Origin of the sequence: Sphingorhabdus sp. Alg231-15 (assembly GCF_900149705.1) — a bacterium.
Taxonomy (GTDB): Bacteria; Pseudomonadota; Alphaproteobacteria; order Sphingomonadales; family Sphingomonadaceae; genus Parasphingorhabdus.
Genome location: NZ_LT703001.1, coordinates 3355167 through 3377954, shown reverse-complemented (window position 1 = coordinate 3377954; position 22788 = coordinate 3355167). Strand labels below are relative to the sequence as shown.

At 52.5% G+C, this 22788-nt stretch carries 20 protein-coding genes; 8 read left to right on the top strand and 12 right to left on the bottom strand.

All coding sequences use genetic code 11. From position 1 onward, the window contains the following. Positions 1–9: 9 nt before the first annotated feature. Positions 10–900 carry a tRNA glutamyl-Q(34) synthetase GluQRS gene (gluQRS, locus tag DG177_RS16385; RefSeq protein WP_108812467.1) on the bottom strand — a complete coding sequence of 297 codons (891 nt, stop codon included), beginning with the start codon at positions 898–900 and terminating at the stop codon, positions 10–12. 97 nt (positions 901–997) lie between these two features. Between gluQRS and DG177_RS16380 the strand changes: the two genes are divergently transcribed. Then, positions 998–1564 (top strand): HNH endonuclease, encoded by a 567-nt coding sequence (locus DG177_RS16380; RefSeq protein ID WP_108812466.1) that lies wholly within the window; start codon positions 998–1000, stop codon positions 1562–1564. Between the two features lie 5 nt (positions 1565–1569). On the opposite strand, the gene DG177_RS16375 is transcribed toward DG177_RS16380, so the two are convergent. Continuing rightward, positions 1570–2247: an NAD(P)H-binding protein gene (locus DG177_RS16375; RefSeq protein ID WP_108812465.1), complete on the bottom strand. Its 678-nt coding sequence runs from the start codon at positions 2245–2247 to the stop codon at positions 1570–1572. A gap of 109 nt (positions 2248–2356) precedes the next feature. Between DG177_RS16375 and DG177_RS16370 the strand changes: the two genes are divergently transcribed. The 4 genes from DG177_RS16370 (at position 2357) to ppc (ending at position 8406) form a co-directional block, all read left to right on the top strand. Next, positions 2357–2983 (top strand): OB-fold-containig protein, encoded by a 627-nt coding sequence (locus DG177_RS16370; RefSeq protein ID WP_108812464.1) that lies wholly within the window; start codon positions 2357–2359, stop codon positions 2981–2983. Positions 2984–3085: 102 nt separating this feature from the next. Further along, complete coding sequence (locus DG177_RS16365) at positions 3086–4921, top strand: flotillin domain-containing protein (RefSeq protein WP_108812463.1); 1836 nt, start codon at positions 3086–3088, stop codon at positions 4919–4921. A 159-nt stretch (positions 4922–5080) separates the two neighbouring features. After that, on the top strand, positions 5081–5623 hold the full coding sequence (locus tag DG177_RS16360; RefSeq protein ID WP_108812462.1) for a dihydrofolate reductase family protein: 543 nt from the start codon (positions 5081–5083) through the stop codon (positions 5621–5623). 65 nt (positions 5624–5688) lie between these two features. Further along, positions 5689–8406 carry a phosphoenolpyruvate carboxylase gene (gene ppc, locus DG177_RS16355; protein ID WP_108812461.1) on the top strand — a complete coding sequence of 906 codons (2718 nt, stop codon included), beginning with the start codon at positions 5689–5691 and terminating at the stop codon, positions 8404–8406. Positions 8407–8431: 25 nt separating this feature from the next. Here ppc and DG177_RS16350 read toward each other — a convergent pair whose 3' ends face one another. Beyond that, on the bottom strand, positions 8432–9826 hold the full coding sequence (locus DG177_RS16350; RefSeq protein WP_108812460.1) for a cytochrome P450: 1395 nt from the start codon (positions 9824–9826) through the stop codon (positions 8432–8434). Between the two features lie 216 nt (positions 9827–10042). Between DG177_RS16350 and DG177_RS16345 the strand changes: the two genes are divergently transcribed. Then, entirely contained in the window at positions 10043–10822 is a 780-nt protein-coding gene (locus DG177_RS16345) for a hypothetical protein (protein ID WP_108812459.1), read from the top strand. Between the two features lie 30 nt (positions 10823–10852). Here DG177_RS16345 and DG177_RS16340 read toward each other — a convergent pair whose 3' ends face one another. Continuing rightward, entirely contained in the window at positions 10853–12346 is a 1494-nt protein-coding gene (locus tag DG177_RS16340; RefSeq protein ID WP_337658962.1) for a winged helix-turn-helix domain-containing tetratricopeptide repeat protein, read from the bottom strand. A gap of 228 nt (positions 12347–12574) precedes the next feature. Here DG177_RS16340 and DG177_RS16335 point away from each other — a divergent pair, with 228 nt between their 5' ends. Continuing rightward, positions 12575–12883 carry a hypothetical protein gene (locus tag DG177_RS16335; RefSeq protein ID WP_108812457.1) on the top strand — a complete coding sequence of 103 codons (309 nt, stop codon included), beginning with the start codon at positions 12575–12577 and terminating at the stop codon, positions 12881–12883. A 121-nt stretch (positions 12884–13004) separates the two neighbouring features. On the opposite strand, the gene DG177_RS16330 is transcribed toward DG177_RS16335, so the two are convergent. Then, the gene (locus DG177_RS16330; protein ID WP_337658961.1) at positions 13005–13343 is read right to left on the bottom strand and encodes a hypothetical protein; all 339 of its coding nucleotides are present in this window, start codon (positions 13341–13343) and stop codon (positions 13005–13007) included. A 265-nt stretch (positions 13344–13608) separates the two neighbouring features. On the opposite strand from DG177_RS16330, the gene DG177_RS16325 reads away from it, so the two are divergent. Beyond that, positions 13609–14721 carry a fatty acid desaturase gene (locus DG177_RS16325; protein ID WP_108812456.1) on the top strand — a complete coding sequence of 371 codons (1113 nt, stop codon included), beginning with the start codon at positions 13609–13611 and terminating at the stop codon, positions 14719–14721. Positions 14722–14723: 2 nt separating this feature from the next. Here DG177_RS16325 and gspM read toward each other — a convergent pair whose 3' ends face one another. The 7 genes from gspM to DG177_RS16290 form a co-directional block, all read right to left on the bottom strand. Further along, positions 14724–15206 carry a type II secretion system protein GspM gene (gene gspM, locus DG177_RS16320; protein ID WP_108812455.1) on the bottom strand — a complete coding sequence of 161 codons (483 nt, stop codon included), beginning with the start codon at positions 15204–15206 and terminating at the stop codon, positions 14724–14726. Beyond that, positions 15203–16330 (bottom strand): hypothetical protein, encoded by a 1128-nt coding sequence (locus tag DG177_RS16315; protein WP_108812454.1) that lies wholly within the window; start codon positions 16328–16330, stop codon positions 15203–15205. Before DG177_RS16315 ends, gspM begins: the two co-directional genes overlap by 4 nt. A 151-nt stretch (positions 16331–16481) precedes the next feature. Beyond that, complete coding sequence (gene gspG, locus DG177_RS16310; protein WP_108812453.1) at positions 16482–16967, bottom strand: type II secretion system major pseudopilin GspG; 486 nt, start codon at positions 16965–16967, stop codon at positions 16482–16484. 21 nt (positions 16968–16988) lie between these two features. Then, a complete protein-coding gene (gspF, locus tag DG177_RS16305; RefSeq protein WP_108812452.1) occupies positions 16989–18203 on the bottom strand; it encodes a type II secretion system inner membrane protein GspF in 1215 nt (404 codons plus the stop codon). After that, the gene (gspE, locus tag DG177_RS16300) at positions 18196–19764 is read right to left on the bottom strand and encodes a type II secretion system ATPase GspE (protein ID WP_108812451.1); all 1569 of its coding nucleotides are present in this window, start codon (positions 19762–19764) and stop codon (positions 18196–18198) included. Before gspE ends, gspF begins: the two co-directional genes overlap by 8 nt. Beyond that, positions 19764–21944: a type II secretion system secretin GspD gene (gene gspD / locus DG177_RS16295; protein WP_443216426.1), complete on the bottom strand. Its 2181-nt coding sequence runs from the start codon at positions 21942–21944 to the stop codon at positions 19764–19766. Before gspD ends, gspE begins: the two co-directional genes overlap by 1 nt. Next, the gene (locus DG177_RS16290; RefSeq protein ID WP_337658960.1) at positions 21944–22702 is read right to left on the bottom strand and encodes a type II secretion system protein N; all 759 of its coding nucleotides are present in this window, start codon (positions 22700–22702) and stop codon (positions 21944–21946) included. Before DG177_RS16290 ends, gspD begins: the two co-directional genes overlap by 1 nt. Positions 22703–22788 lie beyond the last annotated feature (86 nt).

Genomic DNA, 22788 nt, shown 5'->3' with positions numbered 1-22788 from the left:
TTCTACTAACTAGTCCTTCGCCAGAGTAATTCCAACCGGGAATATATTTTTCCTCAACCTGTTGGCTAGATCATTGCCATCGATGCCCTTTTTTCGCAATACGGCTAAAGATGCAGACTCCCGGCTTTTTGCGAGCTTATTCCCGGTTTGATCGAGTAGAACCGGATGGTGGAAATAACGCGGCACCGGCAGATCCAGCAGTGCCTGCAACAAGCGGTGGATATGCGTTGAGGCAAAGAGATCAGCGCCGCGAACAATGTGGGTGATACCGTCCCGCGCATCGTCCAGCGTTACAGCAAGATGATAGCTGACCGGCATATCTTTGGGGATCAACACAACATCACCCAGTGCCGCAGGATCGGCCTGTTGATCACCAATTTTTTCGTCATGCCAAATCAGGTCGTCGGTCAACTGCAATGCTTTTTTTACATCCAAGCGCCAGCTGTGCGGTTCGAGCTTCCTTCTTGCATCAGCCTGACCTGGATCGAGCTTCCTGCAGGTTCCAGGATATATTGGGCCATCCGGCCCTTCGCGGGGGCCCTCTTTTTTATGCACCGCTCGCATATCCGAGCGACTGCAAAAACAGGGATATAGCAAGTCCAGCTGCTTCAGGCGTTCAGCAGCCTTGGCATAACTGTCCAGTCTCTCGGACTGAAAAATGATCGCACCATCCCAATCAAGCCTCAACCACCGCAAATCCGCCAAAATCGCTTCGACAAACTCGGGCTTGCTGCGTACACCGTCGATATCCTCAATCCGTAGCAACAGTTTTCCATTGCGTTCCCGTGCATAATCATAAGCGGTGCAAGCGGCATATGCATGTCCAAGATGCAACAATCCATTGGGGCTAGGCGCAAAGCGGACCACAACATCTTGGCTGACATACCCTCTTGACGTCATAGCGCAGATAATGTTGTTTGCATGTCAGTTGTAATGACCATGTCATGTTCTTGCGGATAAAGGGCATGCAGTCAAAGACTAAGGGAGTAGTTTTACTATGTATCACCCTGACCTGTTGCGGCATCCCGAAAGTTGCCCGTCACTGGTGCTGAATGCTGACTATACACCACTGTCTTACTATCCACTAAGCCTGTGGCCTTGGCAGACCGCGATCAAGGCGGTCTTTCTGGACCGAGTGAACATCGTATCGAGCTATGAACGCGAAGTGCATAGCCCCAGCCTCGACATGAAAATTCCATCGGTCATTGCGCTGAAAAACTATGTCAAACCATCCGAATATCCGGCCTTTACTCGGTTCAATCTGTTCCTGCGTGACAAATTCATGTGCCAATATTGCGGCAGCCTTGACAATTTGACTTTTGACCATGTCATTCCGCGACGGCAAAAAGGCCGGACAACTTGGGAAAATGTTGCAACGGCATGTCTACCATGCAACCTAAAAAAGGGCGGTCGAACGCCAAAAGAAGCGCATATGCAGCTGTCAAACAGACCCATTAAACCAACCAACTGGCAGCTTCAGGAACATGGCCGCGCCTTCCCACCGAATTTCCTCCATGATACTTGGCATGACTGGCTCTATTGGGATATTGAACTGGAAGGTTAGGTGGGTCACTGACGCTGAGAAAGCGCTACAATAGCGTCCCATTCCAGAATTTCGGTGCCATCCCCGTCGGCGAGGCAATTGGCGGCCATTGCTCCACCCAGCTTGCTCACTTCTATGCCGCGATATCTTCGCAAGCCGCCCGCCAGAATTGGCTTTAACCACGGCCAAACGGTCAGGGTTAACCCCTGAACAAAGCCATAGCGGTTGGTGGGCGTAAGGATCATCGAGGGATGAAACAGGCTGAGCCGCTTAAATTGCAGCCCCTTCAGCCCGTCCTCAAGCTCACCCTTGGTACGCAGAAAGAACGAGGCGGATTGCGGGCTCACACCAACCGATGACAGAAGCTGAAAATGTTCGACCCCGGCAGCCTTGCAACGAGTTGCAAAATCCAGCACCGCTTGCTTGTCAATTTTGACAAAATCTTCCTTGCTGATCTTGGATGGCTCGCCCACGCCTAATGTACAGATGGCAATATCATGACCGGCCAATAGCGTCCGGTAAATGTCTGGCGCAAAGATATCGATCTTGTGCTGTTCCAACTTACTGGACGACAGTCCTTCGACTGGACGGCGGCCCAAAGTGGTGATCCGTGCAACTCGCGGCTGTCGGACGAGCTTGTCCAGACAAGCGCCGCCAACCGCGCCCGTAGCGCCCATCATAACTATCGACAATTGTTGGTGCATATCGTTTCCCGAATAGAGCTATAAAATATATTTTTTTGTTCGTCACTGGCGCCGTTACTATTGAAATTCAGCTTATTCATCCTATATTCATGTAAAGGAGAGGTTTTGCGTGATTGAATTTTGGCTGGCTAATGAGAATATCTTTTTTAGCGCCGCCATCCTTCTCATGCTTGCCATCGGAATATTGCAGCTTGTTGGATTAAGCGATTTTGGGCCGGATTTCGGCACCGACATGGATCCCGAAGCCGATATGGATGGCGCTGGCGAAGGCCTGCTCTCCCTTTTGGGATTTGGACGTTTGCCATTTCTCATGCTGTTAGTGCTCTTTCTTGCCTTGTTCGGTATTATTGGCCTGGCGGGTCAGGAATTTTACAGCAATCTGTTCGGATGGCTTCTCACACCATGGCTCGCCGTTCCTGCGGCCGCTACCGTTTCCCTACCGCTAACCGGCTTGTTGGCGCGTCCTTTATCGCGGGTCATTCCCAGCGATGAAACCACAGCAATCGATATCGATATGCTGGTGGGGCGCCGCGGAAAAATCGAAATTGGCAAGGCAGAAACCGGTTCGCCAGCCCGCGCCAAGGTTATCGACTTTCACGGTCACGGCCATTTTGTGATGGTCGAACCAGCCAATGAAGGCGAGATTTTTCATCAGGCGGAAGAGGTTTTGCTTGTTCGCCGGGAGGAAGGAACATTCAAAATCATTTCGCCTGATACCGTTAAATTCCTGGAATGAATCCGAACTAAATATCAAAGCCTGAAACAGTGCCTGCCGCGATATCAACTAGATAACCCCTAGTTCATCCGGCCTGCGGCACCTCAATACAGAAAGAAAAATATGACTGAGAATCTCATTTCCCTCGCCGTCTATGCCGGCATTATTTTTGCTACCCTGCTCATTTTCGGGCTGATCATCACCCGACTTTATAAACGCGCAACCAAAGAAATCGCTTTCGTTCGAACCGGACTGGGTGGCGAAAAGGTTGTAATGAACGGTGGTGCTATGGTGCTGCCCGTTCTTCACGAAACCATGCCGGTCAATATGAACACCGTGCGGTTGGCGGTAGAGCGCAACAATGTCGATGCGCTGATCACGCTGGATCGCTTGCGCATTGACGTGAAAGCGGAATTTTACGTGCGCGTGCGTCCGGATGCTGGATCGCTGGCCATGGCTGCGCAAACTTTGGGTCTGCGTACGATGCAGCCTGAAGCCCTTAAAGACCTGGTCGAAGGTAAGTTTGTTGACGCCCTGCGCTCGGTGGCCGCCGGTATGACAATGAACGAACTGCACGAGCAGCGCGCCGACTTTGTCCAGAAGGTGCAGCAAGCCAGCTCTGCCGATCTCGCGATGAACGGTTTGGAACTGGAATCAGTTTCACTTACCGGTCTTGACCAAACCAGTATCGAGCATTTCAACGCCAACAACGCCTTTGATGCTGAAGGTCTGACCAAGCTCACCGAGCAAATCGAACTGCGTAAGAAAGCAAGAAACGATATTGAGCAAGACACACGTGTTCAGATCGAAACGAAAAACCTTGAGGCTGATCAGCGCAGTTTCACGATCGAACGGGACAATGAATTTGCCAGGCTCGAACAGGAACGCGAAGTGGAAGTCCGCCGCGCCGAACAGTCTTCGGAGGTCGCAAGTGAGCAGGCCGTGCGCAACCGAGAAGCCGAAGAAGCCCGAATTACCGCGAAGCAAAAGATCGACTCCACCCAGATTGAAGCAGATCGTGCGGTGAAAGAAGCAAGCATTGCGCAGGAACAAGCGATCGAAATCGCCCGTCAAGAGCAGCAGATTGCGATCCAGAACAAAAGCCGCGAGGAAAGCCAGGCCAAGGCCGAAGCCGATGCAGCCCGTGCCAAAGCCGTGGCTGCAGAAGAGCAGGTCACAACCTCTCGGGAAACCGAGGTTGCTGATCGCGACAAGCGGATCGAGTTGATCGAAGCCTCCAAACAGGCAGAACGCGAAGCGATCAGCGTCAAAGTGGAGGCCGAAGCCGAGAAAGAAGCCGCCGCCAACCGTGCCGCTGCCATTAGGCTGGGGGCAGAGGGTGAAGCCGAGGCCGAGAAATTACGCGCGGAAGCATCCCGGGTTCGCTTCGAAGTCGAAGCGGCTGGTCAGCGCGCTGTCAACGAGGCGGCCAATATCCTGTCATCTGATCAGATATCATTGCAGACCAAACTGGCGTTGCTCAACGTATTACCTGAAGTGGTGAAAGAGTCAGCGAAGCCGATGGAAGCTATCGACTCAATCAAGATCGTTCAGGTCGACGGCATTACCCAAAATGGCGGAGGCGGAAACGGAAACGGCTCTGGCAATAGCGGGGGCGCAAATGGGGGCGGCAATGGCAATCTTGCCACCGACGCTGTCGCAGCTGCATTGTCCTACCGGGCACAGGCACCGGTCATTGACGGGCTGATGAAAGAACTTGGTTTGGACGGATCGTCACTGGACAGCTTAATCGGTGGAGCGACTGCTGCCGAATCGACTCCGCTGGAGGTGGCCCCGTTCGAAGCGCCAGCAAAGCCCCAACCGAAAATGGCAGCTGCACCAGCAAAGGCAAAATCGAAGAAAATTGCTGAACCAAAAACGGAAGCGCCCATTTCATCAAAGGCTGAAAAACCGAAAGGCCCTTGGTCCGAGCAGCAGGACAGCCCAAGTTCAAGCTGATTGAACAATCGTCCAAGAAAAAGCCCGCCTTCGAAAGAGGGCGGGTTTTTTATATGCTGCAAGGCTTGTCACAAAGCCGGGGATCGCACCTTCCTGCAAGATGCTCTTCATGATATCAAAGTATCATTCCGGGGGCAGCGCATCGGAAGGACAAGAAATATGGTAACCGGCCATGTGTTTATTGCCGCTACAATGGATGGTTTTATTGCCCGCAAAGACGGCAATCTGGACTGGTTGATGGAATATAATACTGGCGATGAAGACCATGGCTATGACGCGTTCATGGCGTCGGTTGACGGGTTGATCATGGGCCGCGGCACGTTTGAGAAGGTGCTGACATTCGGCGAATGGCCCTATCAAGGCCCGGTGATCGTCATGAGCGGTCGATTGACCGAAAAAGACATCCCGGAAAATCTGAAAAACAAGGTCCGTATATCAGATCAAACGCCCAATGCGTTGATGGAAATCCTGGATAAGGAAGGTTGGAGCAGAGCTTATGTGGATGGCGGCAAGATTATACAATCCTTCCTTCGCGCTGGCCTGATATCCGATATTATCCTGACGCGGATACCCGTTTTAATCGGTGACGGGCTGACGCTTTTTGGCACCTTGGATGCAGATATCAAACTGGATCATATCGAAACTACGAGCTTCCCATCGGGTTTGATCGGCTCAAAATACAAAGTCTTGAATAAGAAGTAGCAATTTCTTCTCTTTTGGCCGTAGATTTTCTTGACCACGTTGTCACAGCGGTGCAGCAACGCGTCATGACTGATATCCTCCCCAATGATTCATCGGCAACACCCTCATTGGTTGTGCGCCAAAATCCCGACATTAAATATCTCGGCAAATTGCTGGGTGATGTGATCCGCAGCTATGGCGGCGAAGAATTGTATCGGCGCACCGAATATATTCGCTCCACCAGCGTTGATCGGCATCGCGGTGTTGCAGACGCCGATGCGATTGATCCCGGTCTTGATGCACTAACCTTGGATGAGACGACCGCCTTTGTGCGCGGTTTCATGCTATTTTCACTGCTCGCCAATCTCGCCGAAGACCGTCAGGGTGTGGCAGCTGAAGAAGGAGCCAGCGTTGCAGAAGCCATCTCAAAATTGGCGAGTGAGGGCGTAGACGAAAAGGCAGTATTGGCTTTGCTTGACGACGCTTTGATTGCCCCGGTGCTGACCGCTCATCCCACCGAGGTGCGGCGCAAGAGCATGATAGATCACAAGGCCCGTATTGCTGAGTTACTGCTTATGAAAGATGCGGGAGCGGACAATACGCCCGAAGGCGACGTGCTTGATGAAGCGATTATGCGGCAAATTGCCTTGTTGTGGCAGACTCGTCCACTGCGCCGTGAGCGCTTATTTGTAACCGACGAGGTGCAGATTTCGCAAAGCTATATGCGTGACGTATTTCTGCCGGTCTTGCCAAAACTTTATGGCAAATGGGAAAAAGTACTAGGTGCCCGGCTGCCCAATTTTCTAAAGCTCGGCAGTTGGATCGGTGGTGATCGTGACGGCAATCCCTTTGTTGATGCCGATGCTATGCGCGAAGCTCTGTCGCGCGCCGCAGAGACGGTCATCGGCTACTATCTTGCACGCATCCATGCGATGGGCGCGGAACTCAGCATTTCAACCGAACTGGCAGAGGTGCCGGATGAAGTAGTCACCCTCGCCGATGCTAGCGGCGATGATGCACCAAGCCGCAAAGATGAACCATACCGGCGCGCGCTTTCCGGTATCTATGCCCGCCTGTCCGCCACGCATTTGAAGTTATGCGGTCACGTCCCGGGGCGACCATCGCCGATCATGGCCGAGCCCTATGACAATCCGCAGCAATTGCGGGAAGATCTTGTGACGCTCGCACACGGGCTGCGTTCCGGTGGCAAAGGCGTGTTTGCGACATCTGGGGCCTTGGGACGGTTGATCCGCACGGTCGAACTATTCGGCTTTCACCTCGCAACGCTCGACATGCGCCAGAATAGCCGCATCCACGAGCGGGTGGTTGCTGAGCTGCTTGCAGAAGCCGGTGTCGAGGCAGATTACCTGTCATTGAACGAAGAAACTCGGGTGAAAATTCTTCGGCAAGAACTAACAAATAACCGCCCGCTGGTAAGTCCGTGGATCAATTATAGCGAAGAAACTGCCAAGGAGCTCTCCATCCTGCGGGCGGCAACTGAGGCCCATGACCAATATGGGCCAGAGGTCATCGTCAATTACAATATCAGCAATGGCGAGACCGTATCAGACATATTAGAAGTCTATGTCCTGCTCATGGAAGCGGGCCTCTACCGTGCTTCGGCCGATAACAGCGCAGCACCGACCTGTCCGATCATGGCGGTGCCTTTGTTTGAAACCGTGGCCGATCTGGAGAACGCGCCGGAGGTCATGACGGACTTTTTTGCGCTCCCCGAAATGCATGCCCTGACCCGCGCACGCGGCGCGCAGGAAGTGATGATCGGCTATTCCGATAGTAACAAGGATGGCGGCTATCTAACCTCAACATGGAGCTTGTTTAAGGCAAGCCAGGCCCTGACACCGGTATTTGAGCAGGCTGGCGTAAAAATGCAGCTCTTCCATGGCCGCGGCGGTGCTGTTGGCCGTGGCGGTGGATCCGCCTTCGGGGCGATCAAGGCCCAACCCAAGGGAACCGTCGACGGTCGCATCCGTATTACCGAGCAAGGTGAGGTTATCGCCGCCAAATATGGCACAATGGGCGTTGCCGAAGCCAATCTGGAAGCTATGACTTCAGCGGTGTTGCTGCGCTCGCTAGAGCCCGATCCATCCGACCAGAAGGTGCAGGCCAGTTTTGCCGAAGCGATGGACCAGATTTCACAAACCGCATTCGCCGAATATCGTGATCTGGTCTATGGCGATGATAGCTTTCGGACCTTCTTTCGCCAGATGACACCACTGACCGAAATTGCCAAATTGAAAATTGGTTCGCGACCGGCCAGCCGAACAAAAAGCGATAAGATCGAAGACTTGCGTGCCATTCCATGGGTCTTTAGCTGGGCCCAGGCTCGGGTGATGTTGCCCGGTTGGTACGGCGTCGGACAAGCGCTCAGTGCTTTTGACGATATCGAAAAACTCAAAGACATGGCACAAAGCTGGCCCTTTTTTAGAGCCAGCCTGTCCAATATGGAAATGGTGTTGGCCAAATCTGACATGGGCATTGCAGCACGCTATGCAGAATTGGTTGAGGACCAGGCCATGCGAGAGGCCTTTTTCGAACGCATTAGGTCGGGATGGGAACAGACCCGTGACATTTTGCTAGAGATTACAGACCAGCCGCATCTGCTCGCAAAAAACCCGTCGCTGTTCAACAGTATCGAATTGCGCCTGCCCTATATTGAACCGCTCAACCACCTGCAGATCGAGTTAATGAAACGCCTGCGCGCTGGAGAAGACGATCCGCGTATTGGTGAAGGGATACAACTCTCTCTCAATGCCATTGCAACGGCACTCAGAAATAGCGGGTAACTGAACCTTCTAGAAAGTCAGCAGATCAGAGTGCCTCCAGGCGCACCGGCAGACCGTCTCTCGGCTGCGGAATCGGGAAGACTTGCCATTTCGGTTCATAATCCTGTCCTCCGCTGAGAACGATGCGGTTTTGGGTCAGCATTGCGTGCATCAGGATCTTGATCTGCATATAGGCAAAGTGCAGGCCCAGACACATATGAGCGCCACCACCGAAGGGAACCCACGCATATTTGTGCCGACCGGCGCTATTTTCTGGCGTGAAGCGCATCGGATCAAATTTCGTCGGATTCGGCCAGTGTTTCTCCATCTTGTGCACAAATTGCGGACTGATACCGATATTGGTGCCAGCCGGGATTGTGTAGTTACGGAAGGTAAATTCCTTGATCGCACGTCGTGGAATACTTGGTACTGGCGGGATCAAGCGCAGAGATTCCTTGAACGCCATTTCGGTCAGTTCCAGTTTGCCGAGATCTTCATAGGCCAGAGGCTCTCCTGCCGGCGCAACAGACAGGCATTCCTCACGCAGCTTGTCCTGCCATTCCGGGTTTTTGGCGAGCAAGTAAGTCATGCTGGTTGCTGATGAGGTAATCGTATCATGCGCAGCCATCATCAGAAAGTTCATGTGATCGACGACTTCATCCTCAGTCAGCAACTCGCCATTTTCGTGGGTTGCAAGACAAATCTGAGTAAAAATATCTTCGCCGCCTTTCGCGCGCCGTTCTTTCACTTGCGGTGTAAAATAGCTCAACAGATATTCACGTGCCTTCACCCCGCGCCACATTTTGGTGAAAGGAATGGGTGAGCGGGCAACACCGACCGAAGCCTGCACTTCGTCAACAAAGGCCTTGTTGATCTTGTCGGCTTCCGGTCCCCAGGGAATACCCAGAATAGCGCTGGCAGCAGTATCCAAGGAGAGTGATTTAATGGCGGGATAGAAGTTGAAATCCGTTCCGCTCCAATCGTTGACACGCTCCGCTATGCCTTCGTTTAAAACCTTGCAATGATGCTTCATCGGCCCCGGCTTGAATGCAACGGAGAGCGCCTTGCGATCAGCACGGTGGCGTTCAAAGTCCATCAGCATGAGGCCGCGCGGAAAGAGATTGTTCAGCACCGGCCCCCAGCCCTGTTCGCTCGAGAAAATCTTGCCTTTATTGAACATCACCAATTCGGTGGCATCCGCACCAAGCAACGTCACGTTCTGCTTACCGAAGTTAAATGTCCGATAGACAGAACCGTATTTTTCAAACATTTGCCTGCCAAAGCCAATGGGGTCCTTGATGATTTTAAAGGTCGAGCCGACCAGCGGCAGACCATCTTCACCGGGAATGTGCGCCAAGGCCTCCTTACTGGGTGGCTTGACCCAATGCGGGTTTGCAGTTTCCGTATAGGGGTATCCGTGGACTTGTGCTGCGCTTGCCAATGTGAAAGCTCCTGAAATGCTTGGGTTACGGCTCTATAGTAGCTACTTTCATTAATGTCAGCAAGCATCTGCGTTCATTTCCAATTCAATCCATCAATGTTACAAAATAGGGCAACAGGAAATCAATCCAGACTCGCGGGGCCAAGCCAGTCTAGAACAGAGAAATCCGGTCAGCGATGATGGATACCGCATGACCGGATGATGAGGGGAATGAACATGGCACAGTCTTGGATCGAGAAAATTGTGAAACCAGCTTTGCTCAGCGGCGCGATGCTTGGCCTCAGCGCCTGCGCTTATGGCGGGGGCTCCTATGGCGACGGCTATGTTAATGGCGCGGGCTATGCATGCGATCCCTATGCACCCTTTGATGACTATTACGCCTGCGATTATGGTTATGGATATGCCAATATTGGATTTGGCGGTGGCTGGTATGACAATTTTTACTATCCCGGTTATGGCATCCATATTTTTGACCGGCGAGGCTCCCGCTATGCGATGAAGCGACATCACCGCTACCATTGGGCACGCCAACGCGCAAAATTTGGTTCGCGCCATGCGCGGCGAGGTGGACATGATGGCATGCGTAGAGGCGGCCGCAACCTAACGCCTGAACAGCGCGCGGAAAGGCGCGAACGTCGGCGTAATCTGACACCAGAACAACGGACAGAGCGGCGCGAGCGAAGAGCAGAAAGGCGCGCCGAAAGAAATGCAGGCAATGCCACAAGTGGAAACCGGGGCAATCGCGCATCCACTGGTAGAGCTGGATTACGTGACGGTGCCGTTCGTGGTCAGCGCAGAAGCGAAAACAGACAAGCGCGCCGAAGTAACCGACAAGGCAACAACGTTCGCTCAGAACGTCGCGGCCAGCAGGCTCGCCCGGCAGCTCGCCAACGGTCGGCTCCAGCCGCTCGCTCCGCGCCACGCCCTGCACCCAGAGCGCGGCCAGCGCGATCATCACGCAGCGAAACCTCTCGGCGCAATGTCAATATTGATTAAGTTGGCTTTTAAGCGCTCGACCCGGAACGTCTAAGAAGACAGCGTCACCGCATCCAGAAACTTCTGACGTAGGTCTTCGTCCAGGAAAAACATTGCCGCAATATTTGGTAGGGTGATTGGAGACAGGGCGTTCATCTCGCGTATCGCATCCGCCGCCGCCTGACTTTCCCCCATTTTGTTCAAACATGCTGCCAGAAGAGCAACATTCATCGGGGACTTGTTGATCTGTGTCCATTCACGTGTCAGCCGTGCCGCTTCAACATAGCGTTCTTGGACAAACCGCGTTTGTGCCAATGAACCCAGCTGCAAGGCGCGGTTCGGTGAAAATGGATCCAATTCCATTGAACGGATAATCGAATCCTCTGCCGCGGCGAGTTTGCCAGCATGGGCGCTCAACTGACCGCGAGCGATATGTGCAAAAGACGATCCCGGATTAAGCTCAACGGCACGATCTGCATGGCGGCTGGCTTCCGCATATCTACCTACGGTCCAATAGCTCAAAGCTGCTGTTGCAACCACCTGCGCATCGTCTGAACCGAAATAAAGCGCCCGTTCGAAAAGGTCTCTCATCTTGGTCAATTGAGACTCCTGATCATCGGTCCATCCGAATTGTGCAATGAGGCCATGACCGGTGCCGGCAAGGCTGAGGGCGAGTGCATGCTCTTCGTCACGCTCGATGGCCTCTTCAAGCAAGGCCATTGCTTTTTCGATATTCTGACGTGTGTAGGTGCGGAACGGAACCAGTGCGCGCAGATAGAGATGATAGCTCTGCAAGTCAGATGTGGGGCGGTTGATTACACGCTGTGTTTCGCTCTTCTGGATTGAAAACTCGGTCACACCCGCAACACCGATGGCAACTTGCTCCTGCAAAGAAAACACGTCTTCCATGGAACCGTTAAAGCTGTTCGCCCAGATTTGGCCACCATTATCGGTATCAATCAATGTGACGTTGATCCGCACATCATTCGAAACCGCACGAACGCTTCCCTGCAAAATATAGCGAACGTCCAATTTTTCTGCCGCTTCTGCCGGAGAAAGCCCTTGGTTTCTTAGCGCCAAAGAGGAACCGCTAGATATTACGAATAAAGTTCGAATGCGGGTTAGTGCAGAAGTAAGCTCCTCCATCAATCCATCAACAAAATAGGATTGCTCAGGATCGCCGATCAGATCGGCAAATGGCATGACGGCAATAGTCGGAATAGGTGGCAAGCCATTTTCATGTTCTTCGACAGTCGGGATCTTTAGAAGATAACCAAGACCGTGTATGGTCTTGATCAGTTTGCTCTCGTCACCCATGGCCTTGCGAAGCGCCGTCATCTGTGCCTGCAGCGCATTTTCTTCAATCACCGCCCCGGGCCAAACGGCATCCATCAACTCAGCCTTGGTCATCACCCTGCCATCTGCTTTCGCGAGCGCGGATAGGATTTCGATTGCCTTGCGGCCAATGGCTATCGGCTCGCCATCAACCAATAGTTGGCGGTGCGGAATCAGTTCGAGCTTACCAAGCGCAATCCCGTCCGACATCAAAAAAACCCCCATATCTGACAAAGACATAGGATCGTTTTACACTAAGGTCGACCATGCAATTTCAGAAAAATTTCAGAAATGAACCAAAGACCCAAACACTGTTCCTGCGTAGAGCCGCCTTACGGGGTCGGTATTGCGACCCACCGATCCCGTGACCTTCTTATTTGCCAATGGCAGATAAACCTAAAAAGCCATTGATATTGTATCGGAATATATACCCAGGATATGCTTGTAGATATTTATCATGATAACCAGGTAATTGGATATAGCGAGCTTCACAGGCCCAATGCTGAAACGCACATCGCGAACGGTACTTTCATTCCCAAAGCTTCTTATAATCCCGATCTCCATGCCGACATTATTGAAGGAGACTATGTTGGTCTGCGCGGCCAATCACTGAAAGTGCAGTCCGAATCTCTGGGCTGGGTTTTGTGTACCTCTATTTCCATTCAGGACTATTCCAATCTATTGGGCGAGATTGAAATCAACCTTAGCGGGATTTCAGAGACATCATATGAAGTCCACCCTGATTAGAGTTCGGACAGGCGCCAGACGCCCATATACTTGCCATCATCTTCTTTGAAAGATTCAAATGGGGCCGCCCCAATCATTTTGGGACGGCCCCATCTTGATCACAAGATCAGTTAAAAAGGCTTTATTGACCAACGGTCACGCGGCCCACGCGATAGCCTTTTTCTCGCATTTCCTTTCGATAGTCCTTGTTCGCATCCGCTATCTCATTGCGATATTCTTCCATCGCATCCCGGCGGTCCTCTTCATCGGTTGCTCGGGCGAGGTCTTTCTTCAACTCATGCTCCGCCTCACGAATATCGGTGACATAGTCGAACCAGTAGTTATTTTGAACGTCTGCGATCGGATGAGTCATAATCTCTGGATGCGCACCGTTATTTGACGGGTGAGCCACGGCTCCAACAGCCGGTAGAATAATCATTGTCGCGCCGGTGGCGGTTAATATCATACTGCGAATCTTCATGTTCATTCTCCTTATCGATATTTCGACCCGGCCAGAACGAACCAAGGGCGCTTTCGGCTTCATGAACACTGTAAATCCTCGGGCGAAGCGTATTGTTGATGCGACAAAGTCACAGCTGCGACAGTGGTATTGACCTGATTTCAAACGAATCTTTGACCGCTTCGGTCAACTGGCACCAAATCGGATCGAATAATAGTTAAGAGAATTGTAATCTTTGCCCAAAACCGTTAATTTCACTGATGTAAATAGTAACAGGGGCAAGTCGATGGCGACCGCGTATAGCGACATTCAACCGGACAAGTTTGATCCGTCCGAAACCCATCCACAACATGGCGTGATCATCGGTGGGCCTGCAGCACGGGCCAAACGGATTGAATATGGAATCTTGCTTTCATCCATGGTTATCGGATCACTTGGCGCCCTCTATTGGACGCTAACCCATGCGACCGGCTGGGTGGAATGGTCTGCCTTCCTGTTTGGTTACGTCCTGATCAATATGGGCGTTGGCATCGGTTATCATCGTTATTTCACGCACCGCTCTTTCGAAGCAGGCCCTAAAATGCGTCTTGCGATCGGTATCATGGCCCAGATGGCTTGTCAGGCTTCTGTACTGAAATGGGCTGCAGATCACCGTCGCCATCACGCTTTTTCTGACCGCGTTGGCGATCTACATAGCCCCTATATTGATGGACATGGTGAAAAAATGTCGAAGTGGAAGGGCCTTGGCATCGCTCATTTCGGCTGGCTCTTCGATAACACTACATCCGATATGAAAGTCTATGGCAAAGGCTTGATCGATGATCCTCAAGTCCTGTGGTGCCACCGGCACCGTTGGGAGATTGCGATCTTCTCCAGCATCATACTGCCGGCGCTTTGGGCACTTGCCTTTGGCGGACCGGAACATATTATCGGGACCATCTTGATTGGTGGATTTTTCCGGAATTTCTTCTTCCTGAACTTCGTTATGGGCGTGAATAGCATTGGCCATGTCTTTGGTTCACAACGATTTAAGACCAAGGACGATTCCCGCAATAACTGGTTCATGGCGTGGATGACCTTTGGCGATGGCTGGCACAATAATCACCACCAGCATCCCCGTTCGGCCTATGCAGGCCTGATGTGGTGGGAAGTCGATGTGAATGGCTATATCATCTCGGCCTGGGAGAAAATGGGCCTGGTCTGGAATGTACAGCGCGCCCCGAAATATGTGCGCGACGCTGATGGCAACTGGGTGCAAGAGAAAAAGCCCGTTACCTCAGGCTTAGCGCTAAGCAAAGAAGTTGAGAGTCCGGAAACCATGTCTTTGGATGACGGCGGAATATTATTTGCAGAAGGCGCGAAAGCAAAAGCTCCAAAAACTGATACGAAGGTGGCCTAGTTTCAATTCGGCTTAACGGATCGCAATGTCATTGTTGCGATAACGGTATCGTTGTCACCGGGATTAACCGCAAGCTCATCAATCGATATCGCTCGGTTTTCCATCGAAGCTAGCCAGCCGAACAAAGCCCTAGGCTTGGCAGCGTCAATGGACAACTTAACCGAACCATCGGATTGCGGATCCAAACGTCCGATCGCGAACCCTGCCTCTCCGGCATGCTGGCTAATGAACACTTCTAGCGGACCGGATACCGGATTCGCGGTCTGGTTTGTTGGCGCTGTTAAAGCCGCTACTTTGGTTTCAATCTGTACCCGGCTATCGACAGCTTCCTGATAGCGCTTTTCAGCAGTTTCAAAAGCCCCGATGAACGGCCCTACAAACGCATAATAACCGACCACCAGCGCGGTGAGAATGCCCATAATCGCGATCAGTATCTTCTCACGCTGGCTTAGTGCGTAAAACCAGGCTTTGGCCGATGATATCATGGCGCTCGCACCGTGATATCAGCCTTGGCTACTCCTGTGGCATCTGTCCGCGGTGTCGCCGTGATTACGAATCCCGCGTTTTGAATGGCGATCAACGCTGGATTCATATCTTCATTGCGGACCGCCGACAGACCGGCAAAAACAGTTCCATCCTTGCGATAGCTTAGCCGCTCAATCGAAACACCCTGAGTCTGCTGGATCGCAGAAAACAGCGCCGAAACAGGGACGGAAAATGCTATATTACCGCGATTTTCGCTGATCAGTCGTTCGTTTAACAACCGATCGGCTTCCTCGACACTATCGACCATCCCAATAACCGGCTCTGCCACTGCCAGAGCGGCTTCGTCCGCTTCACCCGCTGCCCAATGATATTTGATTAGTTGTACCGCCGGGATCAGCAGAGAAACAATAAGCGCTGCGGCCGCCAGAATGCCTAACATCCTTCTTTGTGGGCTGGTCATATACCGCTCGATATTCTTCGAAAACGGATCAACACGCAGATTCAACAAACTTCCGTCAGCCGCATTTGCAAGGTCCAGATCCACTGACGCTTCCGGTAAAACGGTAACTTTCCGGTCGCCGACAAGATGCGCCCGCAAAGAAGGCTCATTGGGAGCAATAAGCTGCTCGCCCCGCAAGAGGGTTTCAAAGCCGAGGTCTGCCTCGGAAAACCCGTCTGAGGCCGCCCTTATTGGCCAGCCCGCAGGAATAATCGCGTCGGGATCAATTCCAATCGCCTTGAGCCGCATGAGTCCGCTTGCCATGATTTCGTTACTAACCGATACCGTTACCGGCAGGCTGCTATCATCGACTATCGCGACAACATGCAGATTTTCCACATCGAAACTATTATCCTGTGCCGCCAAGCGCACCGCAGCCAATATCTGCTGTTCAGTGAGGTCCTCAATCGGCTGATGCCAGCGCACAACGGCGAGTGCAGAAGGCATTAGCGCAACATGAAAAACGGGCTCAACTTCCATGGATGGTAATTTGAGACCGGCGGCAAGCAATGGGTCGGTGTCATATCCTTTGGCTTCCAGAACACCGTCTGCAAAGGACCACCAATGCAGGTCCTGCCCCTCTTCGATCGGAAAAACGGTTATGAAAAGCTGTGATGTCGGCATTAGCCCATCTGGGCTCCGTTTAATGGATGATTGAATAGAGGCAGTAACAGACCTTGTTCCAACATGACCTCCCCGACTCGATAGAAATCTCTTTGCTATTACAACCGTTAGCTAGCCAATTTTGGTCGCGCTGTCACCTTTGGCCAATTGACTATTCTGCGTAGATATCAGCATCTTCTTCTTCACCGCCCGGAGAACCGTCTGCACCCAGCGAATAAAGATCAAAGCCCGGGCCGTTACGTCCAGGATTGTCATATTGATAGGGCCGCCCCCACGGATCCTCCGGAAGCTTCTTGATATAGCCACCCTGTCGATAACGTGCCGAACTTGGTAGCGATGCTGGAGGACTAGTGAGGGCCTCCAAACCATCAGCCGAGGCCGGATAGGCAAGATTATCGAGCCGGTACATTTCAAGGGCCTGCCCAAGGGTCGCAATATCTGCTCGTGCTTTTTCAACCATGGCCCGGTCCTGACTTGGCAGGACATTGATCACGACCACCGTGGTCAAGAGACCCAGAATGAAGATCACGACCATCAGCTCCACCAGCGTAAAGCCATTGGAATCCGGTTTTTTGCGGTCGTTCCGCTCTGACCGCCTCGTAACAACGGTTCTGAAGTTCAATGGAGTGGTAAACATAATGTTCCTATCAATCCCGGTCTATAACCCGGCAAGATTTTGAAGTTGCAATATCGGCAGCAATATAGCCAAAATTACCACAGCAACAACACCGCCCAGCAAAACTATGATGAGCGGTTCTAACAGTGATAAAGCAGTGGAACTGAAATTATCAAATTCGCGCTCCAGATAGTCCGCAGCCCGCGCCAGCATATCATCTAGCTGTCCAGATGCCTCACCACTCGCCGTCAGATAGACCAGCATCGGTGGAAAAACTCCTGTATCCTTGAGCGCTTTTGACAGGCTGCCACCGCCTCTAATGGCTTCAACCATATCCTCACAGGCTTTCCGAAGCACGGCATTGCCAATCGTGTTGGTGGTCAAGCGTAATCCTTCTAGAATCGGCAGGCGACTGGCCACCATGGTCGACAAAGTTCTCGCAAGTCGTGCGGCATTCAAATCGCGCAGCAAGCGACCGATAAATGGTAGTCGCAACAGGAAACTATCGACCCAATATCTCACCTTCGGTTCCTTCATTGCCCGCCAGCCAGCAACAGAGAGAACAAACAAAACTCCTAAGATGGCGCCCCACCAATTGGCCAAAAAATCGGAAATGCCGATCACAAGCCGTGTTACGAAGGGAAGCTGTTGATTCACATCATCAAATTGCTCGACGACTTTGGGAACTACCGCAATCATCAGCAAGGCGACAACCAATATCGCGACCAGTGCCAGAACGATCGGATAGGCAAGTGCGCTGATCAGTTTACCGCGCATCTCGGCCTGCCGTTCTAACAGAGCCGCGAGGCGTTCCGTGATATCGGGCAATGTGCCGGAGGTTTCGCCGGCTGAGATCATTGCGCGATAAAGTGGCGGAAAACTAGCCGGCTCACGGCGCATGGCTTCGGCCAGGCGTTGTCCTTCTATGACGCCGCTATGAACAGCACCTATCCGATCCCGCACATGCGCCTTTTCATTCTGATTTCCTATGGTCCGCAAAGCTTCTTCCAAGGGACTAACCTGAACAAGCGAAGAAAGCTGCCGAGTGAAAAGAGTCAGCTCTTTGGATCCCAGTTTTTTGCGGCCAAACAGCCCGCGCGCAGGTCTTGTCTTTGAGCTTTGCGCGGCTTCCACTTTAACAACATAAAGACTGCGTTCCGTCAGCTTGGTTCGCGCCGCATCATTGCTATCAGCAGCCAGATGCCCGGTTTTTTCCCGACCTTTAGGATCAATTGCGGTGTAAGAAAAATCAGGCATCGACCTGTTCGTCCAACACTTCGCGGCGCGAGATGCGAATACCTTCTTCGGCTGTCGTCAAGCCTTCGCGAACCAGAGCGCGCGCAGCTGAACCAAGATTGGGCTTCTTCAAGAAAGCGTGTGCCGCGATGCGCGCTTCATCACCACCATCGTTGATTAATTTGCGGATTGTCTCATCGACCCGGATCGCCTCAAAAACACCAATTCGGCCTTGGAAGCCGGTTTGATTGCATTCCTCACATCCCACTTCCCGATAAACGACCGTTCCGTTGTCAAATCCCAACAGAGACGCGAGACTGCCATCCGCCTGTATCGGAACGCGGCAATGCGGGCACAGCTTTCGGACCAATCGTTGGGCAATAACAGCCCGCAGGGTCGATGCGAGCAGAAACGGTTCAACTTTCATATCGCGCATGCGCGTGATAGCGCCAACAGCATCGTTGGTGTGTACGGTGGACAGCACCAAATGCCCTGTGAGCGAGGCTTGCACGGCAATCTCCGCAGTCTCCCGGTCGCGGATCTCACCAACCATCACCACATCCGGATCCTGTCGCAAAATCGCACGCAAGCCGGCAGCGAACGTCAGACCGACTTTGGCATTGACCTGCGTCTGGCCAATGCCCTCAATTGCATATTCCACTGGATCTTCGACGGTCAAGATATTGCGGCTGCCATCATTTAGCTGTTTCAAGCCCGCATATAGGGTGGTTGTCTTACCAGAACCGGTTGGACCGGTAACCAATATGATACCGTTGGGTTCGACCAACGCCTCGGTGAGAATCTCATGGGTCGTTTCAGACATACCCAGCAGGTCCAGCGATATGCCTGCACTTTCCTTATCCAAAATGCGCATAACCACGCGTTCATTCGCACGGTTGGGTAATGTAGAAACACGAACATCCAATAGTTTCCCACCAAGAGTGAGACTGATACGCCCATCTTGCGGAATACGGCGCTCGGCAATATCCAGCCGCGCCATGACCTTGATACGGTTTACGATAACCGAAGCGACATGTGGCGGCATGCGCAGTTTTTCCTGCAATACGCCATCAACGCGCATACGCACCACAAGGCCGGTTTCATAGGGTTCGATATGGATATCGGAGGCACCCTGCCTGGCCGCCTCGGCGATAATCCCGTTGATCAACCGGATGGTCGGCGCATCATCGGCGCTATCGAGCAAGTCCTCCGCACTAGGAATATCACCAGCAATGTCGTCCAGCGCATCATTGCTCAGGTTCATGTCATCGGCCATGGCGGCCGCGCTGCCATCCATTGCATAATGTTCGGACAGAATTTTTTCAAACGCCTCGGGTGACACCAGATCAACATCAAATGGCATCGCCAGATAACGGCGCAATTCGAGCAACGCCTGAGGATCGGCGCCTTCCCGCATAGCGACGGACAGGCGCTCACCGTCGGTGCGCATCAAGAGCACGCCATGATCACGCGCAAACGCATAAGGAACATCGACAAAAGGAGCAGATGCCGCGAGCTGTTCGTCAACAGGCTTTTCATTATCGCCGGAACTGTCGGTTTCTGTTCCTTTCGCGATTTTCATCAGTCCTCTCTCTCCGGAATCGGCTTGCTGGGGGCAACCGGAACAGGCTGAACCGTTCCGCTGTTTTGAGGCTCAGCAACACCGCCGGGCGCATAGATAATCTGATCGCCGGGCCGTGTTGCAACAGCAGGAGGGACAGTTCCCATATAGTCGCGCACCAGAACATCAATGGACGGTTCAAGTTCTGGGTCACGGCTTAGCTGCCGATTTCTTATATAACCGTATCGACGGGCGGAAAATGCACGGGCATCCTCACGATTTCGCAATATCTTTGGTCGAATGAACACCATCAAATTGGTCTTAACCCGAGATTTTCCGCGCGACTTGAACAGTTCGCCAATCAGCGGGATGTCACCCAGGAACGGTATTTTCTCAATCGTGCGGCGCTCGTTATCGTCGAGCAATCCGCCCAGCGCGATAATCTCTCCATCCCCTACGGTCACTGTGGTTTTAATTTCGCGCTTATTGATGATCAGCTCGTTAAAATCATTCGAGACCGGCCCGGCTATCGAGCTGACTTCCTGACGCAGATCCAATCGCACTTCATCTCCTGCGTTAATCTGCGGAGTAACTTCCAATTCGATACCGACATTTTGCCGTTGTATGGTCCGAAACGCATTGTCAAAATTATCGGACAATGCCTCACCGGTTGAAACTGGTATCTCCTGACCAAATAAGATGCTGCCCTTCAGATTGTTATTCACAGTCAGAGATGGCGTGGAAAGCAAGTTGGAGTCAGAGTCGCGTTGTACGGCATTGATGATCGCACCCAATATGGTGTCGCCGCCCAGCGTGGTCGCAAAACCGGTAAAGGCGCCGCGCGAACCCAATATCGCGTCCGCCGCATTTTCGAGCAGCTTATCCCCGACCGCGCTGTTTGTTGTTGTGGTCGTCGCGGTATCGGTCGTGGTCGTCGTTGTGGTATCAAATTCATCGGCCAACAAGCCGCCAGCAAGGTCGACAATATTGGGTGATGCATTGGAGAAATTTGTAACCGCAAATGGCGCGTCCTCGCCGCCAATTAGAAATTGGACACCCAATTCACGAGCCAATGAGTCAGAGATTTCCACGATAATCGCTTCTACTGAGACCTGTTCCTGTCTGGTGTCGAGCTGACGGATCAATTCACCGATCATCCGTTGGACATCAGGATTGGCTGCAACAATTATCGCATTTGTGCCTTCATAACGCGTTACGACAGCGGGGCCATGACGAGCGATGCCACTGCCAGAGCTGGATCCAGTTGAAACCGGTGTTGCCGGAAGAGTCGTGCCATTAGTTCCCGACGGCGGGGCAACAGAAGTTGGTTTGGAGCTCGAAACACCCTGCCCCATTAGCTGCTCGATCACCGGCAGCAATTGTTCGGCATTGGCATAGTCCAGTTGATGGACGCGGATTTCCGTGCCCAATTCAGCCCGCTCATCAAGCTCTCGCGCCATCTGAGCAAATTTTGCTGTGGCCCCCGGGTCACCCCGCAATGCTATACTGTTACTGCTGTCAATCGCGACAACCGTTACCGGAGCAACTTTGCCATTCCCGCCTTGCTGAGCCAAAGACTGCAGCGATGACGCAATCTCTCTTGCACCGGCATTTTTAAGGTTCACGATGGTTGACGCTGCACTATCCTTGTCAATCTGACGCACCAATTGTCGGACCCGCCGGATGTTATCGGCATAATCGACAATTACCAGACTGTTTGCATTGCGATTGGCGGTAATCGCCCCTTGCTTGCTGATCAGTGGCCGCAGGGTTTCCAACGCTGCTGTTGCTTCAATTGATTTCAGCCGAACGACTTCAGTGACGAATTGATTGGCCTCCGATTGGCGTGTGCCAATCCGCGTTGGCTGGGTTGCTGCGCCATCAGCGGGTTGAATACGATAGGCGCCGTTGGTCGTTGGAATTGCAACCAGATTATTGGCCCTTAAGGTGGACAGGAAAATCTCAAAATATTCAGAACGGGACAAAGGTCGGTCAGTCACAACCGAAACTTTGCCTTGAACCCGGCTATCAACAATGAACGTGCGACCGGTTACACGCGCCGCATCCTGAACAAAGGCACGGATATCAGCATCGCGTACATTCAGGCTATGTTGGGCAGATGCAGGAACCACAATCATTGGTCCTAATATCGCAAGGGATATCGTCCATCGCGCTGCCATTTTCGTTAGAATACTACTCATCACTGTGCCCCCAAATTAATAGCTATGGGAACAGTATCCGCGCCGCGCTCGACTTCAACTGACACCCGAGCCCCCGGTATAATCTGACTCTTCAATGCGGTAATGTCGCGGGTTGAAGAGACTGGCTGTCCGTTAATCGAAACGATAATGTCTCCATCGGCAAAGCCTGCCGCACGAAACATGGCGCCATCGCCGCGCGGCGAAACCACAATCCCGGTCACCTTTCCATCGACGTTGCGCGGTGCCAGATCGACGGCGTTCTGAATCGCTGCCGTAATCGGCGGGTCACCAATAGTGCGCTCAGGCGTTGGTTCCACCTGGCTTGCAACATCGCCACCAACGGTTTTCGCTGGCACCGACTGGTCGAGATAAAGGCTTTCCTTCGTGCCGCCCCGGTCAATCACCACATGATCAAATTGCACCGCGTCCAATTTGACCCCTGACATTATTTCATCGCCAACAGCAAAGCTCTCTTGCACACCATCTGGCCCCGCCAATATCGCCGATCCCAATCCTGATCCCTCATTCATGCGAACACCAAATAATGTGAGTTGAAGCGATGTAACCACGCCAGCCGTGGCAGTGGGTCCGGACCGATAAAATGGATCAAAACTGCTAAATAGTGACAAGCGCGATGATGGTGAAAGGACGTCCACTTCGCGCGACTGCCAATCTCCTATTGGGCCTAGCGGTGTCGCTACCAACCAGATCAGTCTCACCGCTTGAACGAGCAGTATGATCGCCAACAAACCGAACAAAAGAGGATATAGACCTGATCTGGATAACCACCGGCCTTTTCCCCAAATTTGGTTAGAAGATTGAATAACCACGAATCCCCGTACTC

Coding starts and splice junctions, on each gene's coding strand:
- DG177_RS16365 (WP_108812463.1), top strand. CDS start 3,086: ATGACTGAGAATCTCATTTCCCTCGCCGTCTATGCCGGCATTATTTTT.
- gspE (WP_108812451.1), bottom strand. CDS start 19,764: ATGAAAATCGCGAAAGGAACAGAAACCGACAGTTCCGGCGATAATGAA.
- DG177_RS16330 (WP_337658961.1), bottom strand. CDS start 13,343: ATGAAGATTCGCAGTATGATATTAACCGCCACCGGCGCGACAATGATT.
- gspG (WP_108812453.1), bottom strand. CDS start 16,967: ATGTTTACCACTCCATTGAACTTCAGAACCGTTGTTACGAGGCGGTCA.
- gspF (WP_108812452.1), bottom strand. CDS start 18,203: ATGCCTGATTTTTCTTACACCGCAATTGATCCTAAAGGTCGGGAAAAA.
- DG177_RS16380 (WP_108812466.1), top strand. CDS start 998: ATGTATCACCCTGACCTGTTGCGGCATCCCGAAAGTTGCCCGTCACTG.
- DG177_RS16345 (WP_108812459.1), top strand. CDS start 10,043: ATGGCACAGTCTTGGATCGAGAAAATTGTGAAACCAGCTTTGCTCAGC.
- gspM (WP_108812455.1), bottom strand. CDS start 15,206: ATGATATCATCGGCCAAAGCCTGGTTTTACGCACTAAGCCAGCGTGAG.
- DG177_RS16315 (WP_108812454.1), bottom strand. CDS start 16,330: ATGCCGACATCACAGCTTTTCATAACCGTTTTTCCGATCGAAGAGGGG.
- gluQRS (WP_108812467.1), bottom strand. CDS start 900: ATGACGTCAAGAGGGTATGTCAGCCAAGATGTTGTGGTCCGCTTTGCG.
- ppc (WP_108812461.1), top strand. CDS start 5,689: ATGACTGATATCCTCCCCAATGATTCATCGGCAACACCCTCATTGGTT.
- DG177_RS16340 (WP_337658962.1), bottom strand. CDS start 12,346: ATGTCGGACGGGATTGCGCTTGGTAAGCTCGAACTGATTCCGCACCGC.
- DG177_RS16325 (WP_108812456.1), top strand. CDS start 13,609: ATGGCGACCGCGTATAGCGACATTCAACCGGACAAGTTTGATCCGTCC.
- DG177_RS16375 (WP_108812465.1), bottom strand. CDS start 2,247: ATGCACCAACAATTGTCGATAGTTATGATGGGCGCTACGGGCGCGGTT.
- DG177_RS16335 (WP_108812457.1), top strand. CDS start 12,575: ATGCTTGTAGATATTTATCATGATAACCAGGTAATTGGATATAGCGAG.
- DG177_RS16360 (WP_108812462.1), top strand. CDS start 5,081: ATGGTAACCGGCCATGTGTTTATTGCCGCTACAATGGATGGTTTTATT.
- gspD (WP_443216426.1), bottom strand. CDS start 21,944: ATGAGTAGTATTCTAACGAAAATGGCAGCGCGATGGACGATATCCCTT.